This window comes from Lentzea xerophila (assembly GCF_051094245.1).
Classification (GTDB): domain Bacteria; phylum Actinomycetota; class Actinomycetes; order Mycobacteriales; family Pseudonocardiaceae; genus Lentzea; species Lentzea xerophila.
Genome location: NZ_CP194934.1, coordinates 5,431,755 through 5,455,531, shown reverse-complemented (window position 1 = coordinate 5,455,531; position 23,777 = coordinate 5,431,755). Strand labels below are relative to the sequence as shown.

Annotated in this window: 24 protein-coding genes; 7 read left to right on the top strand and 17 right to left on the bottom strand. The window is 70.4% G+C overall.

Annotated elements, in window-relative coordinates; genetic code table 11:
* Positions 1-194 precede the first annotated feature (194 nt).
* The 4 genes from ACRSBM_RS26105 to ACRSBM_RS26090 all read right to left on the bottom strand — a co-directional run bounded on the left by ACRSBM_RS26105 (position 195) and on the right by ACRSBM_RS26090 (position 7,961).
* Positions 195-1,994 (bottom strand): LamG-like jellyroll fold domain-containing protein, encoded by a 1,800-nt coding sequence (locus ACRSBM_RS26105; RefSeq protein WP_434446966.1) that lies wholly within the window; start codon positions 1,992-1,994, stop codon positions 195-197.
* A 239-nt stretch (positions 1,995-2,233) separates the two neighbouring features.
* Positions 2,234-5,485, bottom strand: coding sequence for a S8 family serine peptidase (locus ACRSBM_RS26100; protein ID WP_434446964.1), 3,252 nt, complete (start codon positions 5,483-5,485; stop codon positions 2,234-2,236).
* 572 nt (positions 5,486-6,057) lie between these two features.
* Positions 6,058-7,200, bottom strand: a complete 1,143-nt coding sequence (locus tag ACRSBM_RS26095; protein ID WP_434446962.1) for a hypothetical protein — start codon at positions 7,198-7,200, stop codon at positions 6,058-6,060.
* Between the two features lie 155 nt (positions 7,201-7,355).
* The gene (locus tag ACRSBM_RS26090) at positions 7,356-7,961 is read right to left on the bottom strand and encodes a YiiX/YebB-like N1pC/P60 family cysteine hydrolase (protein WP_434446960.1); all 606 of its coding nucleotides are present in this window, start codon (positions 7,959-7,961) and stop codon (positions 7,356-7,358) included.
* 396 nt (positions 7,962-8,357) lie between these two features.
* Here ACRSBM_RS26090 and ACRSBM_RS26085 point away from each other — a divergent pair, with 396 nt between their 5' ends.
* Genes ACRSBM_RS26085 through ACRSBM_RS26075 form a run of 3 tightly spaced genes read left to right on the top strand, consistent with a single transcriptional unit; the run spans position 8,358 to position 10,500 of the window.
* Positions 8,358-9,242, top strand: a complete 885-nt coding sequence (locus tag ACRSBM_RS26085; RefSeq protein WP_434446958.1) for an LLM class F420-dependent oxidoreductase — start codon at positions 8,358-8,360, stop codon at positions 9,240-9,242.
* Entirely contained in the window at positions 9,239-9,673 is a 435-nt protein-coding gene (locus tag ACRSBM_RS26080; RefSeq protein WP_434446956.1) for a nuclear transport factor 2 family protein, read from the top strand. Before ACRSBM_RS26085 ends, ACRSBM_RS26080 begins: the two co-directional genes overlap by 4 nt.
* Entirely contained in the window at positions 9,670-10,500 is an 831-nt protein-coding gene (locus ACRSBM_RS26075) for an SDR family NAD(P)-dependent oxidoreductase (protein WP_434446954.1), read from the top strand. Before ACRSBM_RS26080 ends, ACRSBM_RS26075 begins: the two co-directional genes overlap by 4 nt.
* Positions 10,501-10,514: 14 nt before the next feature.
* On the opposite strand, the gene ACRSBM_RS26070 is transcribed toward ACRSBM_RS26075, so the two are convergent.
* Genes ACRSBM_RS26070 through ACRSBM_RS26050 form a run of 5 tightly spaced genes read right to left on the bottom strand, consistent with a single transcriptional unit; the run spans position 10,515 to position 14,001 of the window.
* Positions 10,515-10,949, bottom strand: a complete 435-nt coding sequence (locus ACRSBM_RS26070) for a nuclear transport factor 2 family protein (protein WP_434446952.1) — start codon at positions 10,947-10,949, stop codon at positions 10,515-10,517.
* A 59-nt stretch (positions 10,950-11,008) separates the two neighbouring features.
* Positions 11,009-11,878, bottom strand: coding sequence for an LLM class F420-dependent oxidoreductase (locus ACRSBM_RS26065; protein WP_434446950.1), 870 nt, complete (start codon positions 11,876-11,878; stop codon positions 11,009-11,011).
* Between the two features lie 21 nt (positions 11,879-11,899).
* Positions 11,900-12,925: an LLM class flavin-dependent oxidoreductase gene (locus tag ACRSBM_RS26060; protein WP_434446948.1), complete on the bottom strand. Its 1,026-nt coding sequence runs from the start codon at positions 12,923-12,925 to the stop codon at positions 11,900-11,902.
* Positions 12,926-12,928: 3 nt separating this feature from the next.
* Entirely contained in the window at positions 12,929-13,774 is an 846-nt protein-coding gene (locus tag ACRSBM_RS26055) for an SDR family NAD(P)-dependent oxidoreductase (protein WP_434446946.1), read from the bottom strand.
* Positions 13,771-14,001, bottom strand: coding sequence for a hypothetical protein (locus ACRSBM_RS26050; protein ID WP_434446944.1), 231 nt, complete (start codon positions 13,999-14,001; stop codon positions 13,771-13,773). Before ACRSBM_RS26050 ends, ACRSBM_RS26055 begins: the two co-directional genes overlap by 4 nt.
* Before the next feature lie 3 nt (positions 14,002-14,004).
* Between ACRSBM_RS26050 and ACRSBM_RS26045 the strand changes: the two genes are divergently transcribed.
* Positions 14,005-14,238 carry a hypothetical protein gene (locus ACRSBM_RS26045; RefSeq protein WP_434446943.1) on the top strand — a complete coding sequence of 78 codons (234 nt, stop codon included), beginning with the start codon at positions 14,005-14,007 and terminating at the stop codon, positions 14,236-14,238.
* 84 nt (positions 14,239-14,322) lie between these two features.
* Here the strand turns inward: ACRSBM_RS26045 and ACRSBM_RS26040 are convergent, their stop codons facing one another.
* The 5 genes from ACRSBM_RS26040 to ACRSBM_RS26020 are packed head-to-tail and all read right to left on the bottom strand — an operon-like array spanning position 14,323 to position 18,046.
* Positions 14,323-14,826, bottom strand: a complete 504-nt coding sequence (locus ACRSBM_RS26040; protein ID WP_434446941.1) for a nuclear transport factor 2 family protein — start codon at positions 14,824-14,826, stop codon at positions 14,323-14,325.
* The gene (locus tag ACRSBM_RS26035) at positions 14,823-15,563 is read right to left on the bottom strand and encodes an SDR family NAD(P)-dependent oxidoreductase (RefSeq protein WP_434446939.1); all 741 of its coding nucleotides are present in this window, start codon (positions 15,561-15,563) and stop codon (positions 14,823-14,825) included. The genes ACRSBM_RS26040 and ACRSBM_RS26035 overlap by 4 nt, the downstream gene beginning before the upstream one ends.
* Positions 15,560-16,045: a nuclear transport factor 2 family protein gene (locus tag ACRSBM_RS26030; protein WP_434446937.1), complete on the bottom strand. Its 486-nt coding sequence runs from the start codon at positions 16,043-16,045 to the stop codon at positions 15,560-15,562. The genes ACRSBM_RS26035 and ACRSBM_RS26030 overlap by 4 nt, the downstream gene beginning before the upstream one ends.
* A complete protein-coding gene (locus ACRSBM_RS26025) occupies positions 16,035-16,790 on the bottom strand; it encodes an SDR family NAD(P)-dependent oxidoreductase (protein ID WP_434446935.1) in 756 nt (251 codons plus the stop codon). Before ACRSBM_RS26025 ends, ACRSBM_RS26030 begins: the two co-directional genes overlap by 11 nt.
* A gap of 56 nt (positions 16,791-16,846) precedes the next feature.
* The gene (locus ACRSBM_RS26020; protein ID WP_434446933.1) at positions 16,847-18,046 is read right to left on the bottom strand and encodes an MFS transporter; all 1,200 of its coding nucleotides are present in this window, start codon (positions 18,044-18,046) and stop codon (positions 16,847-16,849) included.
* A 119-nt stretch (positions 18,047-18,165) separates the two neighbouring features.
* Here ACRSBM_RS26020 and ACRSBM_RS26015 point away from each other — a divergent pair, with 119 nt between their 5' ends.
* The 3 genes from ACRSBM_RS26015 to ACRSBM_RS26005 are packed head-to-tail and all read left to right on the top strand — an operon-like array spanning position 18,166 to position 21,261.
* A complete protein-coding gene (locus ACRSBM_RS26015) occupies positions 18,166-19,038 on the top strand; it encodes an SDR family oxidoreductase (protein ID WP_434446932.1) in 873 nt (290 codons plus the stop codon).
* A gap of 3 nt (positions 19,039-19,041) precedes the next feature.
* Positions 19,042-20,217, top strand: coding sequence for an acyl-CoA dehydrogenase family protein (locus ACRSBM_RS26010; protein WP_434446930.1), 1,176 nt, complete (start codon positions 19,042-19,044; stop codon positions 20,215-20,217).
* A gap of 9 nt (positions 20,218-20,226) precedes the next feature.
* Positions 20,227-21,261 (top strand): acyl-CoA dehydrogenase family protein, encoded by a 1,035-nt coding sequence (locus ACRSBM_RS26005; RefSeq protein ID WP_434446928.1) that lies wholly within the window; start codon positions 20,227-20,229, stop codon positions 21,259-21,261.
* Positions 21,262-21,346: 85 nt separating this feature from the next.
* Here the strand turns inward: ACRSBM_RS26005 and ACRSBM_RS26000 are convergent, their stop codons facing one another.
* From ACRSBM_RS26000 to ACRSBM_RS25990, 3 genes are read right to left on the bottom strand one after another with little or no spacing between them, the layout of a single operon-like run.
* Entirely contained in the window at positions 21,347-21,778 is a 432-nt protein-coding gene (locus ACRSBM_RS26000) for an acyl-CoA thioesterase (protein ID WP_434446926.1), read from the bottom strand.
* Entirely contained in the window at positions 21,768-22,538 is a 771-nt protein-coding gene (locus tag ACRSBM_RS25995) for an SDR family oxidoreductase (protein ID WP_434446924.1), read from the bottom strand. Before ACRSBM_RS25995 ends, ACRSBM_RS26000 begins: the two co-directional genes overlap by 11 nt.
* A complete protein-coding gene (locus tag ACRSBM_RS25990; RefSeq protein ID WP_434446922.1) occupies positions 22,535-23,689 on the bottom strand; it encodes an acetyl-CoA C-acetyltransferase in 1,155 nt (384 codons plus the stop codon). Before ACRSBM_RS25990 ends, ACRSBM_RS25995 begins: the two co-directional genes overlap by 4 nt.
* Between the last annotated feature and the right edge of the window lie 88 nt (positions 23,690-23,777).

Genomic DNA, 23,777 nt, shown 5'->3' with positions numbered 1-23,777 from the left:
AGGGGGTCAGGAAGATCGTCGCGGACAGCGGACCGGTGCCACGCACGCGGCTATGAGCCCAGGTGGACCGGTCGCGTCAACCGGGCCGCTCGCTGGTGCACGCCGGGCACCGGCACGTTCGCCAGCCGGGACGACATCAGTGTGGTGCGCGACCCGGACGGCTGACGGCCGGCGAGGTGTACGCCGTCCCAGCGCTACCGCCCGGTCAGGAACTCGCTCGGGCGCAGTGCGCGGCCCACGATGCGGGTGTCGCCGATCGAACCGTAGAAACCGTGCCCGTACCGCAGGGCGAACTGGGTCGCGCCGATGACGAACGGCTTGCCCTGCGTCGTGATGCCCCTGGACTCCTCGGCCGCGTTGCGGGCGATCTTGGCGCCGTCGACGTACATGGTGGTGCGGCGGCCGTCGTTGACCACCGCGACGTGGGTCCACCGTCCGATTGGGATGGCGTGGCTCCACGACGTGGGGTCGGCGTCGCCGGGTACGGGGTAGACGACGAACTGCAGGAACCGTTCACCGGACACGTTCAGGCTGCACGTCGGTTCGTCGTCCGACCAGCCGCTGTGCTTGCCCGCGTCACCGGCGCGGCCCTCCCAGCTCAGGACGCCCATGAACGCGTGGTCGCCCTCGAAGGGGTTGGGGAGCTTGAGGAACGTCTCGATGGTGTAACCGGACTCGAACTTCGCGCTGTTGAGGGGCGCGCTGGTCGAGGTGCGCAGGATCGCGCAGCGGTCGGGGTTCTTGCCGCCGGCGAAGGACAGGCTGGCGTGCGCGGGCTGGGCGTCGTGGTGGTCGCGCGACCACGTCAGCACATCGGTGCCGTTCAGGTGGTGCGCGGTGAGGTCGTTGCCGTTGCCCGTGAGGTCACGGGCGACCGTGCCGGCGGGGAGGGCGCCCTCGCGCGCGTTCGGCAGGCCTTCGGCGTCGAACCTCCAGTACGCCAACGTGTTCCTCACCAGCACCGCGCGTGCGGGGCGTGGCGGGGGCACGACCGGCGGTGCGAAACCGGCGAACCGGTTGCGGAAGTCGATCTCGACGGTGAACCTGTCGATCGCACCGCTGAGCTCCGCCGTCTCGGCTTCCGGCACGGTGCCGCGCCGGTTCAGCAGCCACGGCGAGAACGTCTCGACGTCGATCACGTTTCGTGCCAGGTCGAACGAGTAGAACCGCACCATTCCGGCGCCGCCGTAGTAGCGCTCCTGGTAGTTGGTGATGTGCAGGTGCACGGGATTGCCGTGGTCGTTGGTGAGCGTCACGCGTCCCGACGGCCAGTAGTGCCCGTTCAGCGTGAGGAAGATCTGGTCATTGCGCCGGATCAGGTTGTCCCACAGGTGTTGTCCGTGCGCCGACAGCTCCGCGTGCGGGCTGCCCGCCACGAGGTCGTGCGTGGTGAGGATGGTGGGCAGGGTCCGGTGCTGGTCCAGGATCCCTTGCGCCCACTGGATTCCCTGGGCCGACACCCGCCAGTCCAGCGCGAGCAGCAACCACTTCCGCCCGCCCGCGTCGATGACGTGGAAGCTGTTGTAGCCGCCGGGTGCGAGGCCGCCGAACGTCTTCATCCTCGCGAACCGCTCCGCCCCGAACGTCCGCGAGTACGGCGTGGGCCCGCGCTGGTCGTCGCCTCGCACGTCATGGTTGCCGGCGAGCACGCTGTAGTCCAGCCGGCCGCCGACCGAGTCGAAGACCGCATCGGCGATCCGCATCTCCGCCTCGGTGCCGTGCTCCGTGACGTCACCCAGGTGCGCCATGAACACGATGTTCGCCTCACGCCGCTTCCGCACCAGGCTGCGCAACGCCTCCCGCACCGGCTCCGGGTCCGAGCCGCCTTCGTCGAGCAGGTACTGCGTGTCGGGCAGGACGGCGATCGTGAACCGCGCACCGCTGTCGGCCGGTGCGGCGGAGGCCGTCCCCTGGCCGAGCAGCGCGCCCGCGGCCGGTGCCGCGAAGGCGGCCTGCAGCAACGTTCGACGTCCGATCTCCGACTGCTCGGCCATGTCGTCCTGCCCTTCGGTCCTCGATTGGGGGCAGCATGCCGAGCCAGGCGGGACGGGACGTTGACGGCCACGGGAACAACGTCCGCATTCCAGTTGAACGTTGCGGGAGCGCTCTCTCCGCTACGCGGACAGCGCCCGGCCTACCCGCGATCATGCTGCGCGGACGCACCGCGCAGCATGATCAACGACGTGGCGTTCGGTAGAACCGGGTCAGCAGAAGAATCGCCACGCACGACCCGTCAGGCGAGCTTGTAGGCGCGAATGATGGTGTGGCGGATGGTGTTGCCACGTCCGTCGGCGGCCGAAGCGCGCAGTGACACGGAGGTGGCGTCGGCGGGGTGGTCGACCTTGACTGTCCTGTTCGCCCGGACGTCGGCAGGCCGCCACGTCTTACCTTCGTCGTAGGAGACGTCGACGGTCAGATCGCGTGCTCTTTGCCGGCTGCCGTCGCTGCACTGGAGTGCGACGGGGATGCGGAACGGCCTGCCGGCGGGAGCGCTGGTGGTGTCGTCCAGTTCGGGTGTGAACCGGATGGCACACAGGGGGATCTCCTTCGACTCGGCTCCGGCCACGTGACCGGAGCGGAACGTCCACTCCGCAGTGACCACAGTGGACACGTCGAGCACCGCCGGACGGGACACGGACGTCGTCATCCGGTACTCGCTCTTCTCCGGAGGCAGCCGGAACAAACCGTATCCGAGCTGTTCCGACGATTCACCGATCAGTTTCTCACCGCGATACAGCTTGATGCTCCCTGCGCCGACGCCGGGGAGCCCGCCGTTGCCGGCCGAGTCGCCGAAGAGCGGGAGGAACACTTCCAGGACGTTGCCCCGCCGGTCCGCCCAGGTGTTCTTGCCCAACGGCGGAAACGCCGGCCCGAACACGCCGTGGTTGAACCGCTCCGAGTACTCGCGCCCGGCACGATAAGTCCTCAGCGGGCCGTTGAACGTCATGTCGGAGGGGTAGGTATGGGGTTTGCTGCTCCACTGTGTCAGAACTCCTGCCCAGCGAACCCCGTCGGTGTTGACGTACTCGGTCGCGGCGCCGGGCAGCGGCACCTCCCGTCCCGAGCCGGGCGAGAGGAACGTACCGTCGGTGGTCATCGGGATCTGTGATCGCCAGCCGAACCGGCCCGGCACGGGTGCGCCGAACCGCGCGTGGACCGTGGCCAGTTCCTTCTTGGCCACCTTTCTCGTGAAGCCGGCGGGTACCACGCTCTCAGGGAACCAGGCGAGCCCGTAGAACGCGTCCTCAGGGGCGGTCCACGCCGTGTTCGCGATACCTGTCAGGGTTTCCGGCGGCGAGGGCGGGCCGAGATGGCCGAGCGACGCCTGGCTCGGATTTCCCCCGGCCAGGACCAGGATCGTCGAGCTCAAGCGACCGGTCGCCGTCCGCAGTGAGTACCCGACGTCGGCCATGAGAAATGTCGCCGGACCAGGCGGGGTGACGCTGATGGGCTTCGTGGTCCGCGTGTCGACGGTGATCGTGGTGTTCTTCGTCAACTCCAGGTTCGGATACGCCACCAGGTGCAGTCGGCCCTGTCCGGCGACGAGGTTGTCCAGCGCGTAGCGCCCCTTGGGCAGGCGGAGCTCGATGCTGCCGTCTTCCGCGTAGGGCAACTTGACGAGCGAGTTGTCATCCAGACCGAGTAGTTTCGCGACGTAGGCCGAAGTGGGCTTGCCGCCCTCGTCCAGGAAGGTGATCTTCAGGTCGTAGGTCTCCTTCTCCCGGTCGACGGCGACCGGGACCCTGGTCGAGGACGCACCCGCGGTGGCGAGGACAGCGCCGCTGTAGATGCCGTCCAGGGTGCCGGCGGACGTGTCGGCGACGACGTTGACCTTCGCGGTCCCGCCGGCGGGCACGGTGATCTGCTTCTCGCTGACGGAGAACACGCCGTCGGCGGGCTTGCCGTCGGGTCCGATGCCCTCGACGGTCAAGTCCAGAGTGGCGGCGGCGTCGCCACTGTTGTGGTAGGTAAGGGACTTCGTTATCGGCCGGTCATCGTCGTGCGGCCAGGGCACGATCCCATAGCCGAGACCGGTGGGCTCGGTGTACACGGTGCCGGTGATCGCCGCGGGCAGTTCGACGCGGCCGGAACCCTGCGCGAACGGAGTCAGTCCGGGGCCGGGTTTCGCGGATCCGGTGAGAGCGGCCTTGAGCCGTGCGCCGGTCCAGTCGGGATGCTGCTGGGCGAGCAGAGCAGCGGCCCCGGCGACGTGGGGAGTCGCCATGGACGTGCCGGACAACGCGACGTAGCCGGGCTCGACGGGTTGACCAATGGTGCCGGCCGAGTGCAGCGCAGCCGCGATTCCGACGCCGGGCGCGGTGATGTCCGGCTTGATGGCGCCGTCGCTCAGGCGAGGTCCGCGGCTGGAGAACGGCGCCAGGCCGTCGGAGCGGTCGACGGCGCCGACGGTCAGCGCCGCGTCCGCGCTGCCCGGCGAGCTGATCGACCCGTCGGTGCCGGTGTTTCCGGCGGCGATGACGAACAGCGTCCCGTGCTGCCGAGACAGCGTGTCGACCGCTTGTTCCAGGGGATCCGTTCCCGGAGTGTCCTGGGCGCCCAGGCTCAGGTTCACGATGGCGGCACCCTGTTCGGCGGCCCACTGCATGCCGGCGACGATCCAGGACTCCTGACCGGAGCCGTTGTCGTTGAGTACTTTGCCGTCGAGCAGGGATCCCTCGTGGGCCACACCGCGATACTTGCCGCCGGACCTGGCTCCGGTCCCGGCGGCGATCGACGCCACGTGCGTGCCGTGGCCGTACCGGTCGATGTTGTCCGGGGCGTCGGAGAAGTTCTTCTCGGCGATTTCCCGGTCGGCGAGGTCGGGGTGGGTCTGGTCGACGCCGGTGTCCAGGATCGCGATCTTGACGCCCTTGCCGGTATGGCCGGCATTCCAGGCGGCGGGCGCGCCGATCTGAGCCGTGCTGCGGTCGAGCGTTGTTCTGCGGAGGCCGTCCAGCCAGATCTTGTCGACGCCCGCTGCGGTCGTCCGCGTGCCGGAGCCGTCGGTCAGGGCTTCCCACAGCGCGGTCGCGTCGCTTTTGCCGCCGAGCATCGCCGTCCCGTTGATGCTCGGCAGGTCGCGGACCACCGACGTGCCCGCCACACGAGGTAGGGCTTCGTCGTCGGGCTGGGTGATGATCAGCGGAAGGGTGTCCCGATGCGCGTCGTCGTAGCTGAAGCCGAGCAACGCGGTCACGTCGAACAGCCGGGGATCCACTCGGCCACTGGCCACCAGCTGAATCGCGTCGGCAGGCATGACCGTCAAGTGGCCGTCATGGCGGGTGGTGGAGAACGCCATCCCCTCCCGGCCTGGCCCCGGCCGCACCGACGGCAACCCGTTCGCGTCGACGACCACCCGGTCGCCCGTGATGAGGGTGACCGCGTGAGCCGCGCCGGAAGCGGCCGCCGGATCGGTGGCATGGCCAACCGGGACGACAGTCGCCGCGAGTACGCCGACGATCCCCGCGATGACCGGAATTCTCATTCGTTTCCCGCTCGGCATCGTTCACCCTGCCTCTCGATAGGCGGTACCGCTGGAATTGGCCCGGGCGCCGTCGTGCAGCGCTTCGTTCATCCCGGCGCGGGGTGGCGGCGAAAGGGGACAACGTGAAGATGGTCAGCGCCAGTTTCGGGGAAGTGGGGACACGACGGTGATTACTTTCGGTGAGGAGTCGCAGCGGTAGAGTAACGGGTAGTCGACACCCGCGTCGATGGTCACTCTTCTTTTTCCGGTACGCCCGCAGTAAAAGCTGGTCGTCATTGCGGTACTACCACAGTCTTTGGCCTGGCCCCTTGCGTGAAGCCGATCCGACGTGGAAAGCTTCCCGTCTTTGACGGGCTCGTGGCGGAGGTTGGCGAGATCGCGGACTGAGACCGAGGCTGTGCTGATGTCGGATGCGTGCGGCCGAAACGGTTACCCAGAGCCGTCTGATTCGATCGCAGAATAATGGGACCAGGCGTGCTTCCCGTGGTGGGCCGTCCCTTTTTTCGTAGCGGGGCTTGCGCCCAACCAAGGCCTCGGCATCGCCGAGGCGCCGGGTGTAGCGCGCTGCCGGGTCAGGCGGTGGGCGGAACGGCCGTGCCCCGCACGTTGAACTCGATGCCGAGCTGTTCCGCCAGGCCGGGCACGGCGATCTCGGTGACGAGGTTTCCGGTGGCGCGGTCGAACTTCTTGATCCTGATGGGTGTCCTGCCGTCGAACGTCTCCTGGATCAGGTGTATCGACCGGTCCGTGAAGATCGCCTGGCTGGACGAGTCGCTGCCCGAGACGAACCCGGTGTCGAACCGCGGTTCGGTGATTCCGGAGGCGATTTCGGTGCTCATGATCCGGCCGTCGGCGGCGAGCCATTCGAGGTGACCACCTCGGACCGCCCGTGCGTCGTAGGACTTCTGGGAGAACGTCTCGGGGTCGATCAGTTCCTCGGCGATGGGCCTTTTCTGGACGTCGACGAGGCGCTGTTCGGTGTATTCGCCGTTGCTGGTGTCCCACGACACGATGGTCATGTGGGGCTTGCCGTCGGCGTCGGCGTAGTCGGAGAGGAACGCGACCACACCGTCGTGGCATGGCACGTGGCGGTTGTGGTCTCCCGCGTTGAAGACTCCCCGCCAGGCGAGGACCTTTTCGCGTCCTCCGGTTGCCGGGTACAGCTGGGAAAGCAGTTCCGGCTGTGCACCGGGATCGACCTTCGAGCGCATGCCGGGAATCTTGGCCGAGCCCGCGAAATGAGCTCCGCCATCAGTGGCGATTCCGTTGAGGACGCCGCCGCACAGCGCGTTCATGAAGTAGTTTCCTTCGACCTGGTGGAGCTGGGAACCGGCCGAAGTGGTGACGGCTACCTGGTTGGTGTAGCCGGATTCGGAGAAGCCTTCGTTGTAGACCGCGATGAAACCCTTGTCGTCAGGCAGCGCGAAAGCCGACTGCTGATGCCCTGCCTTCTTGTTCTCGAAGCGGGCCAGGCCGTCCTTGCCGAGGATGTAGTCGCGGGTGTCGTCGCTGAAGAACAGCCCTGCGTCCGACCACGCGATGTGCGGCTCGGTCATGCCGCTGGTCTCGATCAGCCGGGTGCTGCCGTCCGCCCGCACCAGAACCAGATAGGCGGGCCGCTCTTCCGTCGGTTTGTCGACGGAGGTGTCCGGGCTGAGGTAGAACGCGACGGCGGTGTCGCCGAGCTTCACCACAGCGGGATCGGCGATGTTCACCTCCGCTGCGCCGTCTGGCGCCGTGCAGGCCGTCACGGCCATGATTGCGCAGGCAGCGAGCGCAACGAGTCCGTGAAGGCGCACCGGGCCGGATCCTCTCAGGCGGCGGGCGGTGCGGCCCGCACCCGGCAGGCCGCACCGCTCGTCGAACGTCGTTACTTGATGGTCGCGTAGACCACGGTGCTCTTGTGGTCCTTGATGTTGTCGGGGTAGACGCCTTCGCCGCCGTTGCTGTCCAGGTCGATCTTGGCGCCGTGCTTGTACGCCTTCCACACCAGCTCGGAGCAGTTCAGCTTCCCGTTGCTGTTGTCCTTGTTGTCGACGAAGTTCGAGTCGTACGGCAGGCCGCGGAAGTTGTTGTAGGCGTGGTTGGCTGCCTTGTCGCGGTTGGCCTGCTTGGTGTCGACGTACATCTTGTAGATGGGGCCGCACTTTTTGAGCGTGGACGCCGTGACGGACCTGCTCTTCTGGCCCGAGCCAGGTGCTTCCACGATCGTCTTCGTCGTGTAGTAGATGCCGACGTGGTTGTGCTTGAACACGGTGGTCTTGGCGTAGGAGTGGAAGATGTCCCCCTTGTTCCTCCCGTTCCCGACCGTCTTCTTCGTCGTGCAGGCGCCGTCGTCGGAGGAAGCGATACCGACCGTGCTCGACGGGTCCGTCTCCGCGGCCTGGGCGGGCGCGACGAGCAGGCTCGCCATTGCCGTTCCTGCCACCACGGTGGCCGCCATGGACGAGGCGAGAATTCGCCCGATTCTGGGCATGTGTGTTACTCCACTTCGTAACCGGCGGACAGTGAACCCAAGGAAAAGGCGCGCAGCGCACAAATCCTCTGATCGTGACCACATGGATGGTCGCGATCAGACCCCTCTCGTCCTGGAACCCCCAGTCCGTTTACGACGGTGACATTAAGCCGCCCGGTCACCCTCCAATGTCGGGCGTTCACCTGACATGGGCCCCGTCTGGCGCCGAGGGCAGTCATCGCACGATTTCTCGCGAACGTTCGTACTGCCGGTCTGGAATGAACGCCTGGACGTGTGGCGGCGAACCTGCCGGCGTGGCAGCGGGGCGTCCAGTGGGAGCGGGGATTGCCGCACCGAGCGAGCGGGTGTTACGGTCACTGACCAAGCAAATGCTTGCTTGATGGTGGAGGGGTGGGTATGGAGTTCGCCGTGCTAGCGCCGGTCGGCGCGAGGGTCACCGCCGAACCGGAATGGATGGGCGAGTTCGCCCGGCACGCCGAGGACTGCGGGTTCGAGTCCATCGTCGTGGTCGAGCACGCCGTGGTGATCAGCGCGTACTCGAGCACCTACCCGTACGCCGGCTCGGGGCGGATGGACCTGGACGACGACTGCCCGATCCCCGACCCGCTCGATCTGCTCGCGTTCCTGGCCGGGCGGACGACGCGGATCGGCCTGGCGACCGGCGTGCTCGTGCTGCCCAACCACCACCCGGTCGTGCTGGCGAAGCGGGCGGCGACCGTGGACGCCCTGTCCGGTGGGCGGTTGCGGCTCTGCGTCGGGATGGGCTGGATGAAGGAGGAGATCGAGGCGTGCGGGGTGGACTTCGCGAGCAGGGGCCGCCGTGCCGACGAGCAGATCGACGTCATGCGCGCCCTGTGGGCGGACACCGGACCGTCCGGCGCCGCGTACCACGGTGAGTTCTTCCAGTTCGACCACGCCATGAGCTACCCGAAACCCGTCGCTCCGCGTGGTGTTCCGATCCACATCGGCGGGCACTCGCGGGCCGCGGCCCGGCGTGCGGGGCGGCGCGGTGACGGGCTCCAGCCCCTCGGTGTGGCTGGAGCCGACCTCCGTGCGCTGGTCGACCTGATGCGGGAGGAAGCCGAGAAGGCGGGGCGCGACCCCGGGCGGCTGGAGCTCACCCTCGGCCATTCACTGGGCAAGGTGACCACCGAGAAGGCCGGGCGGCTCGGAGAGCTCGGCGCGAACCGCGTCCTGTTGACCGCGAGCCCTACAGCGGATCTGGCGCGGGTCAAGGACGAGCTGTCCGCCTGCGCCGACCGGCTCGGGCTGGTGCCGTGACGGTCGGCGAACGTGATCGGCTGGGCATCGCCGACCTGGTCGCGCGGTACGCCCTGTACGTCGACCAGCGGCGGTTCGGTGACGTGGCCGGCCTGTTCACCGAGGACGGCCGGTTGTGCCTGCCGGACCCGCCCGGCGACCTCGCCCCGGTGCGGGTGCTCACCGGGCGCGAGGAGATCCGAGCGGCGTTGGACGTGCTGATCACGTTCCCCATCACCCTGCACGCGATCGTCGGCCACGTGATCGAGCCGGACGCCACCGGCACCGTCACCTGCGTGGCCAACCACGTCGGTGAACGCGGGAACCTCGTCTGGCACCTGCGCTACCAGGACAGTTACCGCCGCGAGTCCGGGCGCTGGCTGTTCGGCCGGCGCTCGGTGGACGTCCAGTGGATCGAGACGCGCCCGGTGCGCGGAATGAGGGAGCGGTGAACGGCGGCGGAAAGTTGTCCGGCCAGGTCGCGGTGGTCACCGGCGGTGCGCTGGGGATCGGCGGAGGCATCAGCAGGCGGCTGGCCAGGGCGGGCGCGCACGTCGTGCTCAACGACATCGACGCCGAGGCGGCCCGGGCGACCCACGCCGACATCGTCGCGGCAGGTGGTGGGTGCGTCACCGTGGTCGGCGACATTCGCCATCCCGACGTCGTCACCAACGTCCGCGACACGGCGCTGGCGGTGGCGGACGGCCGGGTGGACGTGCTGGTCAACAACGTCGGCGACTTCCGCCCGGCGGCCCGCACCTTCCTGCACAGCACCGAGGACCAGTGGCAGCTGCTCTACGAGCTGAACCTGCTGCACGTGTTGCGCATGTGCCACGCGCTGCTGCCGTCGATGGTGGCGAGGAAATCCGGCGTGGTGATCAACAACTCGACCGTCGAGGCGTTCCGCGGCATCCCGTACGCGGCCGCGTACGCCGCCTTCAACGCCGGCGTGATCGCGTTCACGAAGAGCCTCGCGGTGGACGTGGCGCAGCACGGCGTCCGGGTCAACGCGATCGCGCCCGACCTGGCCGACACCCCGCAGACCCCGGCGGAGCTCATGCTCAAGGGCCGTGACCCGGAGCTGGTCCGCAGCTGGGTGCCGCTCGGCCGGTTCGGTCGGCCGGACGACTACGCGGCCGTCGTGGAGTTCCTCGCCTCCGACGACGCGCGGTTCGTCACCGGCCACACCATCCCGGTCGACGGCGGCACGCTGGCCGCGTCCGGTTGGTACGGCCGGGCCGACCGCAAGGGCTGGACGAACCTGCCCAACGAGGCCTGACCCGGCCGACCGGGTCAGCGCTGGGCGGGATCGACCGCCGCCGCGATCAGGTCACGGCCTTCCGGCGTCCCGTCCAGCTGCCGGTTGACCCGGTTCACCACCTGCCAGCCGTCGGCGGTCCGGGTGAACTCCCAGCGGTTCACGCCGGTGCGCCAGATCCGGTAGCCGTCCGTGTCGGCGTTGCGCAGCACCAGTTGCGAATAGGTCGTCACCACCGCTCGGTCGCCGTCCAGCCGGATGTGCGGGATGCCGACCAGGTGCGCGGCCCCGGAGTGGATCAGGCCCTGATGGCGTTCGCCCGTGACCATGTCCGAGATCGCCGCACGACCCTTCAGCACCACCGGGAACGTGTCGTAGACGCCGTCCTCCGTCCACATCCCGGCGGTGACCCCGGCCGAGCCGCTGTCGACCGCGGGACCGTAGGCGGCGACGATCTGGAGCAGTGCCAACCGATCCTCCGCGTCGTTGAGTCGCTGTTCAAGGATTGCGAGACGGTCGTTGATGTCGGTCAATGGGACTCCTTCGGCCAAGCGTCGGGGTAGAGCCGCGTGAACGCGGTCATCTGGTCCAGGTAGTGGTTCCGGTCGCGCGCTTCGAACTTGGCGTTCACCAGGGTCGCGCCCGCTTTCGCGGCCGCGTCGACTCGGCGCCTGGTGCCGTCCGGATCGCCGAGCGGGTCCAGCGCGGCAGGCTGCAGCACCACCTGGAAGTCGTCGGGCAGGTCGAACCCGCTCAGCAGGGACGCCATCTCGTCGCCGCTCAGTCCGAACGGCATCCAGCCGTCGCCCAGTTCCACGGCGCGGCGCAGCGACCGCCGGGTGCGCCCGCCGATCCACACCGGGACGTGCGGCTGGACGGCATGCGGGTCGACCACGAAGTCGTGGAACGAGAAGTGCGGTCCGTCGTAGTCGGGGACCGGCGTGGCCCACGCCGCGCGCAGTGCGCGCAGGGCGTCGTCGGCACGCGATCCGCGGTCCTCGAAGTTCGCACCGAGCAGGGCGAACTCCTCCTCCAGCGTGCCGACGCCCATCCCGAGGACGACCCGGCCGCCGCTGAGCCGGTCCAGCGTCCCGGACGCCTTGGCGATCTCCAGCGGATGGTGGTAACCCAGCACCAGCACGTTGGTCGCCAGCCGCAACCGCCGGGTCCGTGCGGCCAGGAAAGCCAGTGTGGCCAACGGGTTCCAGTACGTACCGCCGCGGGTCTCAGCGACCTCGCGCGGCACGCCGACGTGCTCGCTGCACGTCATGTGGTGGTATCCGAGCGCGTCAGCGTGCTCGGCGATCGCGACGAGGTCCTCCGGACCGCCATCGGCCTCCCACGGTGAGTGCGCGCCGGGCAGGCGGATGACGATCGGGCTGAGCAGTCCGAACCGCATGAGGTGTCCTTTCGTGCCGGGTCAGCCGGCCGTCGGTATCTCGCGCACGTCGCCGAGCATCCGGGCGAACGCGTCGTCGTGCCGCTGGTCGGGCGGCAGTCCGATCGCCAGGCCGTGGCACCGGCCGCCGTACCAGTCGGCGAGGACGCCCGGCAGTTCGGCATAGGAGCCGTGAGGCACCAGATCGGTCAGCGCACGGTCGGTGAGCACCGCGGGCAGGTCGGTCCAGCGGCTATCGCGCACCAATGCGCTCAGTCGCTCACCGAACTGCTCGTGTCCGAGCAACGCCAGCGTCGGCCGGTAGGCGGGCGTGGAGTAGAGGAACGCCATCTCCGCACGGGCCACGTCACGGGCCGCCACCAGTGCCGCCTCGTCCACGCCGAGCACGCACTTGGAGACCACGACGACCTTCGGCGCACGGTCCCGCCCGGCTGCCCCGGCGGTCAGGGCGGGCAGGATCTCCGCGTCGAGGTAGGCCGGGTGCGAGTTGGTGGCATGGGTGACGAACCCGTCCGCCACGGCGCCCGCCACCTCGCACACCCGCCGGTTCACCCCACCGGTCCAGATCTCGGGCGCCGTCACCCCGGACGGGCCGGGGTTGAAGTACGGCTGCAGCCGGTCGAACCGGTAGTGGCTGCCGTCGTGGGACAACGGCGTCGAGTGTTCGAAGGAGTGGAAGATCGCGCGCAGCGCACGGACGTAGTCGGCGAGCCGCTCCGCGGGCGCGGACCACGGCACCGAGAACCGCCCGACGATGTTGCCCCGCACCTGGGTGGCCAGGCCGAGCTGGAACCGGCCGCCGGAGAACCGGGTGAGGTCCCAGGCCGCGTAGGCGGTGATCATCGGACTGCGGGGGAACGCCAGGGTCATGCTGGTGCGCACGGTCAACCGGCTGCTGTGCTCCACCGCCAGCAGCGCGACCGCCAGCGAGTCGTGCACCGTTTCCGGGATGTGCACGGTGTCGAAGCCGAGACGTTCTATGCGGTGGACGGCCTGCCGCACGTCGGCCAGGTTCGTGTCCGCGGGCAGCGTGGTGACGAGTTCCACGGCTCACCCCGGCAGCAGGCCGGTGAGGGCCCGGTCGACGGCCTCGTCACCGAGGACGGAACGGGCCAGCTTCTCCAGGCTCGGCGCGCGCCGCAGGTGCGAGCCACCCTCCACCGGCAACGCCACGCCGGTCGTCCAGGCGGACTCCGGCCCGGCCAGGTGGCGCACCGCCGCCGCGATGTCCTCCACCGTGCCGACCCGCGCCAGCGGCTTCTCCCGCAGCACGACGGCTCGCTGCTCCGCGTCGGCGACCAGCAGTCCGGGCTTCGCCGCGGTGGTCGGCACCAGTCCGGGGCGGACCGCGTTGACCCGGACACCGAGCGCGCCCAACTCGTCGGCGGACACCCGGACCAGTGCTTCCAGCGCCGCCTTGGCGACCGAGTAGGACGGCAGGAAGGGGAACGAGCAGCCGCCCGCGCTGGAGGAGGTGCACACGATCGACCCGCCACCGTGCCGCGCCATCGCGGCCGCGCCGTGCCGGATCACGTGCAGCGCGCTCACCACGTTCCGCCGGAGGTCGTGTTCGAGGGTCCGCTGGTCGAGCGCCATGACCGGTGCGACCGTGCTGCCACCGACCGTGGCGACCGCGATGCGCAACGGGGTCCCGTCGGCGACGGCCACGGCCTCCCGGACGTCCTCTTCGGACTCGGCATCGCCCGCGACCCAGCGCACCTCGGGCGCGTCCGGCAGTTCGCCGGTGATCCGTTCGGCCGTCGCACGCAGCGCGGACTCCGTGCGTCCGAACAACACCACCGCCGCACCATCGGCGGCCAAGGCTCGGGCGCACGCAGCGCCGAAGCCGCCCGCACCGCCGGTGACCAACGCGCCCTGGCCGGCCAGCGTGCTCATCGGCCGGACTCCTCGCGCGGCCGGACGAACAGTCCTTCGGCGGACACGGCCAGGCTGCCGCCCGCGCTGATGGTCCCGGCCGAGTAGATCTTGCGACCGTCCACGGACTCCTGCCGTCCGGTCACGGACAGTTCGTCGAACAGCACGCTGGGATCGGTGTCTATGCCGCCGCCAAGGCGTTCGGCCGCATCTTCGCGGAAGGGTTGTGGCTCGAGCTCCAGCCCCACGGCGTGGACGTGCTCGAGCTCGTGCTCGGCCTGACCGACACCCCGGCGATGCGGCGCGCGGGACTCAGCCTGGCGGACGCCGACGACGCCGACGCCGTGGCCGAGGAGGGACTGGCGCACCTGGGCGCGGGGCCGGTCCGGGTGACCGCCGGCAACCTCGCTGCCGCGGCGGCCCGTAGCGGGCTCGACCGTGCGGTTGTGGTGCGGGACAACGCGGGCCGTCGATTCCGGACCTGACGTGGTGCCGGGTGCGGGCCGGGTTGGCGCGGTGCTGCGCGCGGCAAGCCTGACGCGGTGCCGCGCGCGGCCGCCCGGCGCGTCCTACTCGAGGCGGCGGGCGATGTCCTGCGCCAGGTACAGCGGATCGGTGCGGTCACGGGCTCCGGACGGCCCGGCGCCCTCCTTGGCGATCAGCCGTCCGGCGTCCGACCGGGTCCACTCGCGCACGGCCCAGCGCTCGCGGATCGCCCACCGGCCTGCCTCCCGCGTCATCAGGTCGACGTACCGGAACCCGGTGGTGAAGTTGCGGCGGGGATCGTCGGCGGGCTCACCCCAGTGCGCGGCGGTGCCGTAGGTCTCGCTGACCGCGACGTCGCCGGACACCTCGGCCAGGTGGTTGCCGATGGTGTGCATGGTTCCCGAGAGCCGGCGCAACGCCGCGCCGACCCACGTCAGGTACTCGTCCACGGTCCCGTCGAACCCGGTGTGGTGGTCGATCGCGCCGGAGTGGTACGCCGACCGCACCAGATCGAGGTCCAGCCGGTCGACGCCGCGGCAGTACCGCGACACCACTTCACGAATCAGGTCGTGGTCCGGCCGCGTCACTGGGTGACCGTCCAGCCGCCGTCGACCGGCAGGAACACGCCGTTCACGTAGGAAGCCAAGGGGGACAACAGGAACAGCACCGCCCAGCCGATCTCCTCCGGCGTGCCCATCCGGTGCAGGGGAACGCGCTCCAGCGCCCGCTGCCCGACCTCGCTCGCCGCGAAACCGGCCAGCCGGGGCGTGTCGGTCATGCCCGGCGCGACCGAGTTGGCCCGTACCTCGTGGCTCCGGTACGCGGCGAGGTGCCTCGTGTACCCGGCGACGGCGGACTTGCTCGCGCAGTACCAGTCGGACGCGGTGCCGATCACGTTGCCCGCCACCGAGGCGATGTTCACCACCGCCGCGCCGGCGGGCGCGGGGGAGAGGAACGTCCCGACCATCCGCCGCATGCTGCCGACCGAGATCCGCAGCGCCTCGTCGAAGTCCAGCTCGACGGCCGACGACGGACCCGCGTTGTTGACCAGGTAGCGGACGGTCCCCAGCTCACGGCTGCGCGCGAACCCCTCGTCCACCTGGTCGGCCACGCTGACGTCGGCGGTCACGGCCAGCGCCGTCCCGCCGGCCTCGGTGATCTCCGTGACGGTGGCGGCGGCGCCTTCCCCGTCGAGGTCCCAGGCCGCGACGGTCAGGCCTGCCCCGGCTGCCTGGCGTGCGGTGGCCCGCCCGATCCCGCTGGCCGCGCCGGTGACCACCACGACGTCGCCGGGGCTGAAACCGAACTGTGGACTGGCGTTCATCGCGCTCCTTCTTGGTGCCTGATGCTCGGCTGGACACCGTCCGGCAGGGACCATGGCCCCGACAGGTGGTCGGCCCTGTTCCACTCCGTGCGGGCGGTGCGCTCGGTGACCAGCCACCGGCCGTCGCGCTCGGTGAACCGGTCGAGGTGGCGGAACCCGGTGAGCACGTTTCCCTTGGGCGGCGTTCCCACGCCACCCTGAACAGCGATGCCGTAGGACTCCACGTCCGCGCCGGCCGGGCCGAAGCCGACCGAGGTGTTGGTCAGGTAGTGCATGGTCATGGTGCGGCGGCTGATCACCTTCCACAGGAAGGCGACGAACTCGTCCACGCCGCCGTCGAAGCCGCCCATGCGGATCGACGCGTCCGGGTGAAACGCGCTGCGCACCAGGGCTTCGTCCATCCCGTCGACGCCACGGCAGTAGCGCAGCAACGTTCTGCTGATCTCGTGTTCGACCAGCAGCCGGCGCACGTCAGACTCCATAGCCGCCGTCCACGTCGAGCTTCTGCCCGGTGATGAACCCGGCCCGGTCCGAGGCCAGGAAGGCGACCGCCTCGGCGATGTCGGCCGCGGCGCCGAACCGGCGCAACGGGATGTTGGCCCGGGTGATGGCCAGCGCCCGCTCGTCCAGTTCGCCGGAGCTGATCAGCCGTTCGGCCATGCCGTCGGTGAGCATGCCCGGGCCGACGCTGTTGAACCGCACGCCGTACCGGCCCTCCTCGGCGGCGAACGCGCGTACCAGGGCCTCGACCGCGGCCTTGGTGCCGCTGGAGAGCCCGTCGCGGACCGGGTAACGGGTGGTGGCCGCCGTCGTCACCGCGACCACGTTGCCGCCGGACCGGCGCAACGCGGGCAGTGTCGCGTGGACGACGTTGAAGAAGGCGGCGGCTTCCTGGTCGAGCTGGGCCGCGTACCTGTCGGGCGACACTGTGGACAGGTGCACCATCGGGATGTGGGGACCAGCCGCGTGCACGACGGTGTGGATCTCACCGAACCCCTGCAGGACGGCCGCGGTCCGCGCCGCGTCGGAGAGGTCGGCCTGCTCGGCTCGGGCGTCCACGCCCAGTCTGGTCAGATCGGCGACCAGTGCGTCCGCTGCCGCGCGGTTGGCGCGGTAGGTGAGCGCGACCGCCGAGCCCCGCTCCGCGAACAGGCGGCAGATCGCCGCGCCCAACCCGCCGGTTCCGCCGGTCACGACGGCCATGCCCGTCCGTGTCGCGAAGTCCACGCCACCTCCAGTTGAACAAGCGCTTGGTTGGATGTTAGGGGCCTGATACGCCTGCGTCAAAGGTCGCGCCTCCCGTCGCGCCACGCGATCGCGACGCCCGCCACCGCGGCCACCGCGCCCGCGGCGGCGAACGCGAACCCGGCCCCCACCGCGTCGATCAGCGAGCCGATGCCGAGGCCGCCGAACGGCAGCAGACCGCCCCAGCACAGGAAGTACAGGCTGAGCACGCGTCCCCGCTGGCCGTCCTCCACCACGTGCTGGAGCATCGTGTTGATCGACGTCATGATCGAGAACGTCAGCCCGCCCGCCAGGCCGAGAAGCAGCATCATCAACGGGAACCAGTGCACCGTGCCCAGCGTCCCCACGGTGATGCCGAGCACCGCCAACTGCCTCGCGGAGGACGCGAGGGTGATCGGCCGGCGGCGGCGTGCCACGGTGATGACGCCGAGCAGTGAGCCGACTCCGCCGGTCACCACCAGTGCCAGGAACGCCGCGTCGCCGTCCGCGGCGACCCGTGCGCCCAGCACCGGAAGCTGGGACTGGAACGCCGACCCGAACACCGAGGTCACCGCGACCACGGCCAGGGCGATCATCGCGGGCGGCCGGGCTCGGGCGTGTGTGATGCCCGCCATGACTCGCCGCAGGGTGCTCTCCCGCAGGTCGGGCAGCGGAACGCGCCGCACGCGCAGCCTTGACGCCAGCAGGGTGGCACCGACGCAGGTCAGCGCGTACACGCCGAAGGCCGCCGTCGACCCGGAGAGCAGCAGCACCGGTCCGGCCAGCGCCGGTCCGGCGATCCGGGCGAGGTTCAGGCCCATCGACTGCAGGGGCACGGCGCTGCCCAGGTCGGCGGCCGGCACCGCGTTCGCGGGCAGTGCCTGGTTGGCGGGCGACACCACGGTGACCACGCAGCCCGCCAGGAACGTCAGGGGCAGCACGGTCCACATCGACATCGCGTCGAGGAACGACAGGACGACGCACACCGCGGCGAGGGCGATCGAGCAGCTCAGCGCGGTCAGCAACAGGGTGCGCCGGTCCCGGCTGTCCGCGAGGGCGCCGGCGGGCAGTGAGAACAGCAGGTAGGGCGCGAAAGCGGCGAAGTAGAGCACGCCCAGTGCGGTCGAGTCGTTGCCGGTGCGGTGAGCGACCTCCCACTGGAACGCGATCGTGGTGAACCAGTAGCCCATCTGGACCAGGAGCACGGAACTCCACAGCAAGCGGAACGGCGGGTGCTGCATCGCGCGGAACATGTCCATCCGGTGCCCGGTCTTCCGTCGGTGCGATCAAGGTGACCATCTCTACCAAGCGCTTGCTTGCGTGGCAATGTGGCGTGTGGTTGTCTGAGATCGACGACGACGTTGTGAGGTGGCTGGGAATGACCGGGATGTGCGCCGGACGGTCGGTGATCGTCACCGGCGCGGGACAGGGGCTCGGCCGCGCCCACGCGCTGGAGTTCGCCCGCCAGGGCGCCAGGCTGGTGCTCAACGACGTGGGCCCGGCGGTGGAACAGCTGGCGGCCGAGTTGCGGGAGGCCGGGCACGAGGCGCTGGCCCACGTCGGCGACGTGGCGGACTGGACGTACGCGGAGGAGCTCGTCCGCACGGCCGTGCGGACTTATGGACGGCTGGACACCCTGGTCAACAACGCCGGGATCAACCGTGACCGGATGCTCGTGACCATGTCGGAAGAGGAGTGGGACCAGGTCCTGCGGGTCGATCTCAAGGGCCACTTCGCGCCCATGCGGCACGCCGCGGCCTACTGGCGCGACCGGGCCAAGGCGGGCGAGCCGATCGCCGCGCGGGTGGTCAACACCTCGTCGGGCGCGGGCCTGATGGGCAGCGTCGGCCAGGGCAACTACGCGGCGGCCAAGGCCGGGATCGCCGTGCTGACCCAGATCGCCGCGGTGGAGTTCGCCCGCTACGGCGTCCTGGTCAACGCCATCGCGCCGTCGGCACGCACGCCGATGACCGAGGTGGTGTTCGCCGACGCGATGGCCAAACCGGCCGAGGGGTTCGATGCCATGGACCCGGCCAACGTCTCGCCGCTCGTCGCGTGGCTCGGCAGCGATCAGGCCGACGTCAGCGGCCGGGTGTTCGAGATCGCGGGCGGCGAGGTGTCGCTGGCCGACGGGTGGCGGCACGGCCGAGCCGAAGTGCGCGACCGTCGCTGGGACGCCGCGGAGCTCGGGCCCGTGATCGCCGGCCTAGTCGCCGAAGCCGAACCGCCCGCGCCGGTCTACGGTGCGTGACGGATGACCTTCGACCTGGGCTTGACCCCGGAGGACGAGGCGTTCCGCGCCGAGGTGCGCTGCTGGCTGACAGAGCACCTCACCGGCGAGTTCGCGGACGTCGTGGGCACCGGTGGCCCTGGCAGCGAACACGAGGCGATCGACCGGCGCAGGGAGTGGGAGCGGCGGCTGGGCGCGGGCGGCTGGATCGGCCTCGGGTGGCCGGTGAGCGAGGGCGGCCGGGCGCTGTCACTGATCCGCCAGGTCATCTTCCACGAGGAGTGCGCCAGGGCGGGCGCTCCCGGCAGGCTCGGCCACATGAGCGAGCAGCTCGTCGGGCCGACGTTGCTCGCGTTCGGTACCCCGGACCAGCGGCGCCGCTTCCTGCCCGGCATTCTCAGCGGCGAGGTCCTGTGGTGCCAGGGCTACTCGGAACCCGGCGCCGGCTCCGACCTGGCCGGCGTCCGCGCCCGCGCGGTGCGGCGCGGCGACCAGTACGAGATCACCGGCCAGAAGGTCTGGACGTCCCTCGCGCACATCGCCGACTGGTGTTTCGCGGTCGTTCGCACCGATCCGGAGTCGACTCGCCACAGCGGCCTGTCGTACCTGCTGGTGCCCATGGACCAGCCGGGGGTCAAGGTCCGGCCGATCACCCAGTTGACCGGCACCGCCGAGTTCAACGAGGTGTTCTTCGACGGTGCCGTGACCGGGGTGGAGAACCTGGTCGGCGCGGAAGGCGACGGCTGGCGGGTGGCGATGGCGACCCTCGGGTTCGAACGGGGCGTCGCGACCCTCGGTCAGCAGATCGGGTTCGAGCGTGAGCTGGACGCCGTCGTCGAGGCCGCCCGCGCGAACGGGGCCCTGGCGGATCCCATCCTCCGTGCCCGCGTCGCCGACGCGTGGATCGGGCTCCAGGTGATGCGCTTCACCGCCCTGCGCACCCTGACCTCGGCGGGTGACGGCATCTCCGGCCCCGAGGCCTCGATCTCCAAGCTGCAGTGGTCGAACTGGCACCGCGACCTGGGTGAGCTCGCGGTGGACGCGGCCGGCCAGTCCGCCCTCGTCGCCGAGGGCGGGCCCTACGAGCTGACCGACGCGCAGCGCCTGTTCCTCTACACCCGTGCGGACACCATCTACGGCGGCACCAACGAGGTGCAGCGCAACATCATCGCCGAGCGCGTCCTCGGCCTGCCCCGGTAGGGAACCGCGATGAGCAACGTCACCACCATGCGCGACACCGAACAGCGCGAGATGCGTCGTACCGTGGCCGGCTTCCTGGACAAGCACTCCGACGTCCGTGCGGCCATCCACTCGGAACCGGGGTTCGACCCGGCGCTGTGGCGCCGTGTCACGGGAGAGCTGGGCCTGACCGCGCTCCTGGTCCCGGAGCGGTGCGGCGGCATGGGACTGGACTTCACCGACGCCGCCGTGGTGCTGGAGGAGTTCGGCCGCCGGCTGGTGCCAGGGCCACTCCTCACCACGCTGGTCGCCGCCGCCGTCCTGGACACCTGCCGAACGCCCGAAGCCGACCGCCTGCTGACGCGGATCGCCGCGGACGGCACGTCGGTCTCGATCGCCGCCCACCCCGTGGCCGCCGGCCGCGACCATCTCACCGGCACCGTCGACCACGTCATCCACGGCGTGGACACCGACGTGCTGCTGGTGGTCACCGAGGATCAGCGCCTCTACGCGGTCGACCAGCCCACCGGTCACCGCCGCACCGCGCTGGACCACACCCGGGCCCTCGCCACGGTCGTCCTCGACCGGACCCCGGGCACACTTCTCGGCGCCGGCCGGCCGGTCGTGGACCTCCTCACCGACCTCGTCCTCACCGCGCTGGCAGCCGAATCCGCCGCGGCGGCCTCGGCCTGCCTCGACCTGACCGTGGACTACCTCAAGATCCGAACCCAGTTCGGGAAGCCGCTGGGCACGTTCCAGGCGCTGAAGCACCGCTGCGCCGACCTGTCCGTGACCGTGGCGGGCGCGACCTCGACGGCCTGGTACGCGGTCCGCGCCGCGGCCGCGGGCTCTGGCGAGCTGACCGTCGTGGCACCGCTGGCCAAGGCGGTCTGCGCCGACGCGTTGATGGCGGTCGCGGCCGAGTCGGTGCAACTGCACGGCGGCATCGGCTTCACCTTCGAACACGACGCGCACCTCTATCTCAAGCGCGGCAAGGCGAACCAGCTGCTGCTGGGCTCCGGTGCCGAGCTCCGCGCGCGGGTCGCCACGCTGATCGGCCTCTGAAAGAGGTTGCGATGAAGGGCGCTTTCCTCCACGTCATCAGGTGGAGGAAAGCGCCCTTCATCGGTCTCGTTCCCCGGCGAACGCACTACCGCGGCAGGGCTTGTGCCACCAGCGATCGCAGCGGCTCGGGCACCGGCACCGGTGAGCCGCCGGTGCCGATGGTCACCAGGGTCATCGAGCCGCGCGCCACCAGCCCCCCGTCGTCGAGGCGCGTCATGCGCAGGTCCCAGCGGAACGAGGTACGGCCCAGGTGGGCCACGCCCAGCCCGATCCGGACGCGCTGGAACAGGCTCGCCGGAGCCAGGTACTCGCACTCGGCGGCACGGGTGATCGTCCGGAACCCGTACCGCTCGTCCAGGGTGTCCTGGCGCAGGTCGTTGAGGTACAGCCACTCCGTGTGCACGCGTTCCATCCACGGGAACCATGCCGCGAAGTACAGGATTCGCGCCGGGTCGCAGTCCGCGTAGCTCAGTCGCAGTTCGAGGTGGTGGACCTCCCGGAACCGCTCAGTCGTCACGCCGGGCCGCCAGGTAGCGCGACGGGAACTCGCCCCCGCCGTCGACCAGCAGCTCGGCGCCGTTGACGTACCCGGCGCCGGGCGAGGCGAGCAGCAGGCACGCGGCGGCGATGTCGGCGGGGGTCGCCATCCGTCCCAGCGGAACGGTGGCGGCGACCCGTTCCTGGCCGGCCTCGTCGCCGTAGCTCAGGTGCGACAGCTCGGTCTGCACGAGCCCGACGGTCACCTGGTTCACCCGTACCCGCGGCGCGAAGTCCATGGCGAGTGCGCGGGTCAGCACGGTCAGTCCGGCCTTGGCCGCCGAGTAGGCGGCGGCCTCGGGCGAGGGGTTGCGCCCGGCCACGCTGCCGATGTTGATGATCAGCCCGCCGTCCGGTTGCTCCTTCATCACCGCGTTGGCGGGCTGGGCCAGGTAGAACGGCGCGAGCAGGTTCAGGGTGACGACCGCGGCGACGAACCGGGGCGAGACGGTCGCGCTGTCCGCGGGCGGCGCGCCGCCCGCGTTGTTCACCAGCACGTCCAGGCGCCCGAACCGGTCGACCGCCGTCCGCACCACCCGTTCCGCCTCCTCCGGCCGGCGGATGTCCGCCTGGACGAAGACCGCGGAACGACCGCCCCCGGTGGGTGGCTCCGCCGTCTCGGACCGTCCGCACACCACCACGTCCGCGCCCTCTTCCAGGAACCGCCGCGCGATCACCGCGCCGATGCCACGGGTGCCGCCGGTGACGATGACGACCCGGCCCTGCTGCGTCCCGGTCATCCGAGGCGCTCGATGATCGTCACGTTGGCCTGCCCGCCGCCTTCGCACATCGTCTGCAACCCGAACCGGCCGCCGGTCCGCTCCAGCGAGTGCAGGAGCGTCGTCATCAGCCGGGCCCCGGTCGCGCCGAGCGGGTGCCCGAGCGCGATCGCGCCGCCGCCGGCGTTGACCCGAGCCGGATCGGCCCCGGTCTCGGCCAGCCACGCCATGACCACCGGCGCGAACGCCTCGTTGATCTCCACGAGGTCGATGTCGTCGATGGTGAGCCCGGTCCTGGCCAGTGCGCGGGCGGTCGCCGGGATCGGCGCGGTGAGCATCCACACCGGGTCCGCCGCCGACACCGACAGGTGGTGGATACGTGCCCGCGGCGTCACACCGTGGTCGCGCACGGCCTGCTCGGACATCACCAGCAACGCCGCCGCGCCGTCGCTGATCTGACTGGCCATGGCCGCGGTGATGCTGCCGCCCTCCTCCAGTGGCGCCAGCGCGGCCATCTTCTCGGCCGAGGTGTCCGGCCGCGGGCAGCTGTCGGCGGTGGCCTCACCCAGCGGCAGGATCTCCTGGTCGAACCACCCGGCGCCGACGGCCTCGACGGCGCGCTGGTGGCTGCGCAGCGCGAACGCCTCCATGGCCTCGCGGGAGGTGTGCCACTTGCTCGCGATCATCTCCGCCGAACGGAACTGGGAGATCTCGGCGTTGCCGTACCGCCGCTGCCAGCCCGCTGACCCGGTGAACGGGTCGGGGAAGCCGAACTGCTGTCCGGCGGTCATCGCCGCCGAGATCGGGATGGCGCTCATGTTCTGCGCGCCTGCCGCCACCACGACGTCCGCCGTGCCGCTCAGCACGGCCTGCGCGGCGAAGTGCACCGCCTGCTGGGACGAACCGCACTGCCGGTCGACCGTCACGCCGGGCACGTGGTCGGGCAGCCCGGCGGCGAGCCACGAGGTACGTGCGATGCAGCCCGCCTGCGGGCCGATGGTGTCGACGCAGCCCATCACCACGTCGTCCACCGCGGCGGGGTCGACGCCCGACCGCTGCATCAGGCCGGCGAGCACGTGTGCGCCCAGGTCTGCGGGGTGTACGTGGGCGAGCGCGCCGCCACGTCTGGTCACGGGTGTGCGTACCGCCTCGACGAGATAGGCCTCGGCCATGGGGAGCATCCTCCTGAACGACGGGATCAACTCAGTCTAGCAAGCGCTTGGTTGGGTCGCTAGGATTGGCAGAACCATCTGCCGAAGC

Coding starts and splice junctions, on each gene's coding strand:
- ACRSBM_RS26105 (WP_434446966.1), bottom strand. CDS start 1,994: ATGGCCGAGCAGTCGGAGATCGGACGTCGAACGTTGCTGCAGGCCGCC.
- ACRSBM_RS26100 (WP_434446964.1), bottom strand. CDS start 5,485: ATGAGAATTCCGGTCATCGCGGGGATCGTCGGCGTACTCGCGGCGACT.
- ACRSBM_RS26090 (WP_434446960.1), bottom strand. CDS start 7,961: ATGCCCAGAATCGGGCGAATTCTCGCCTCGTCCATGGCGGCCACCGTG.
- ACRSBM_RS26085 (WP_434446958.1), top strand. CDS start 8,358: ATGGAGTTCGCCGTGCTAGCGCCGGTCGGCGCGAGGGTCACCGCCGAA.
- ACRSBM_RS26065 (WP_434446950.1), bottom strand. CDS start 11,878: ATGCGGTTCGGACTGCTCAGCCCGATCGTCATCCGCCTGCCCGGCGCG.
- ACRSBM_RS26055 (WP_434446946.1), bottom strand. CDS start 13,774: ATGAGCACGCTGGCCGGCCAGGGCGCGTTGGTCACCGGCGGTGCGGGC.
- ACRSBM_RS26035 (WP_434446939.1), bottom strand. CDS start 15,563: ATGAACGCCAGTCCACAGTTCGGTTTCAGCCCCGGCGACGTCGTGGTG.
- ACRSBM_RS26030 (WP_434446937.1), bottom strand. CDS start 16,045: ATGGAGTCTGACGTGCGCCGGCTGCTGGTCGAACACGAGATCAGCAGA.
- ACRSBM_RS26020 (WP_434446933.1), bottom strand. CDS start 18,046: ATGGACATGTTCCGCGCGATGCAGCACCCGCCGTTCCGCTTGCTGTGG.
- ACRSBM_RS26015 (WP_434446932.1), top strand. CDS start 18,166: ATGACCGGGATGTGCGCCGGACGGTCGGTGATCGTCACCGGCGCGGGA.
- ACRSBM_RS26010 (WP_434446930.1), top strand. CDS start 19,042: ATGACCTTCGACCTGGGCTTGACCCCGGAGGACGAGGCGTTCCGCGCC.
- ACRSBM_RS26005 (WP_434446928.1), top strand. CDS start 20,227: ATGAGCAACGTCACCACCATGCGCGACACCGAACAGCGCGAGATGCGT.
- ACRSBM_RS25995 (WP_434446924.1), bottom strand. CDS start 22,538: ATGACCGGGACGCAGCAGGGCCGGGTCGTCATCGTCACCGGCGGCACC.
- ACRSBM_RS25990 (WP_434446922.1), bottom strand. CDS start 23,689: ATGGCCGAGGCCTATCTCGTCGAGGCGGTACGCACACCCGTGACCAGA.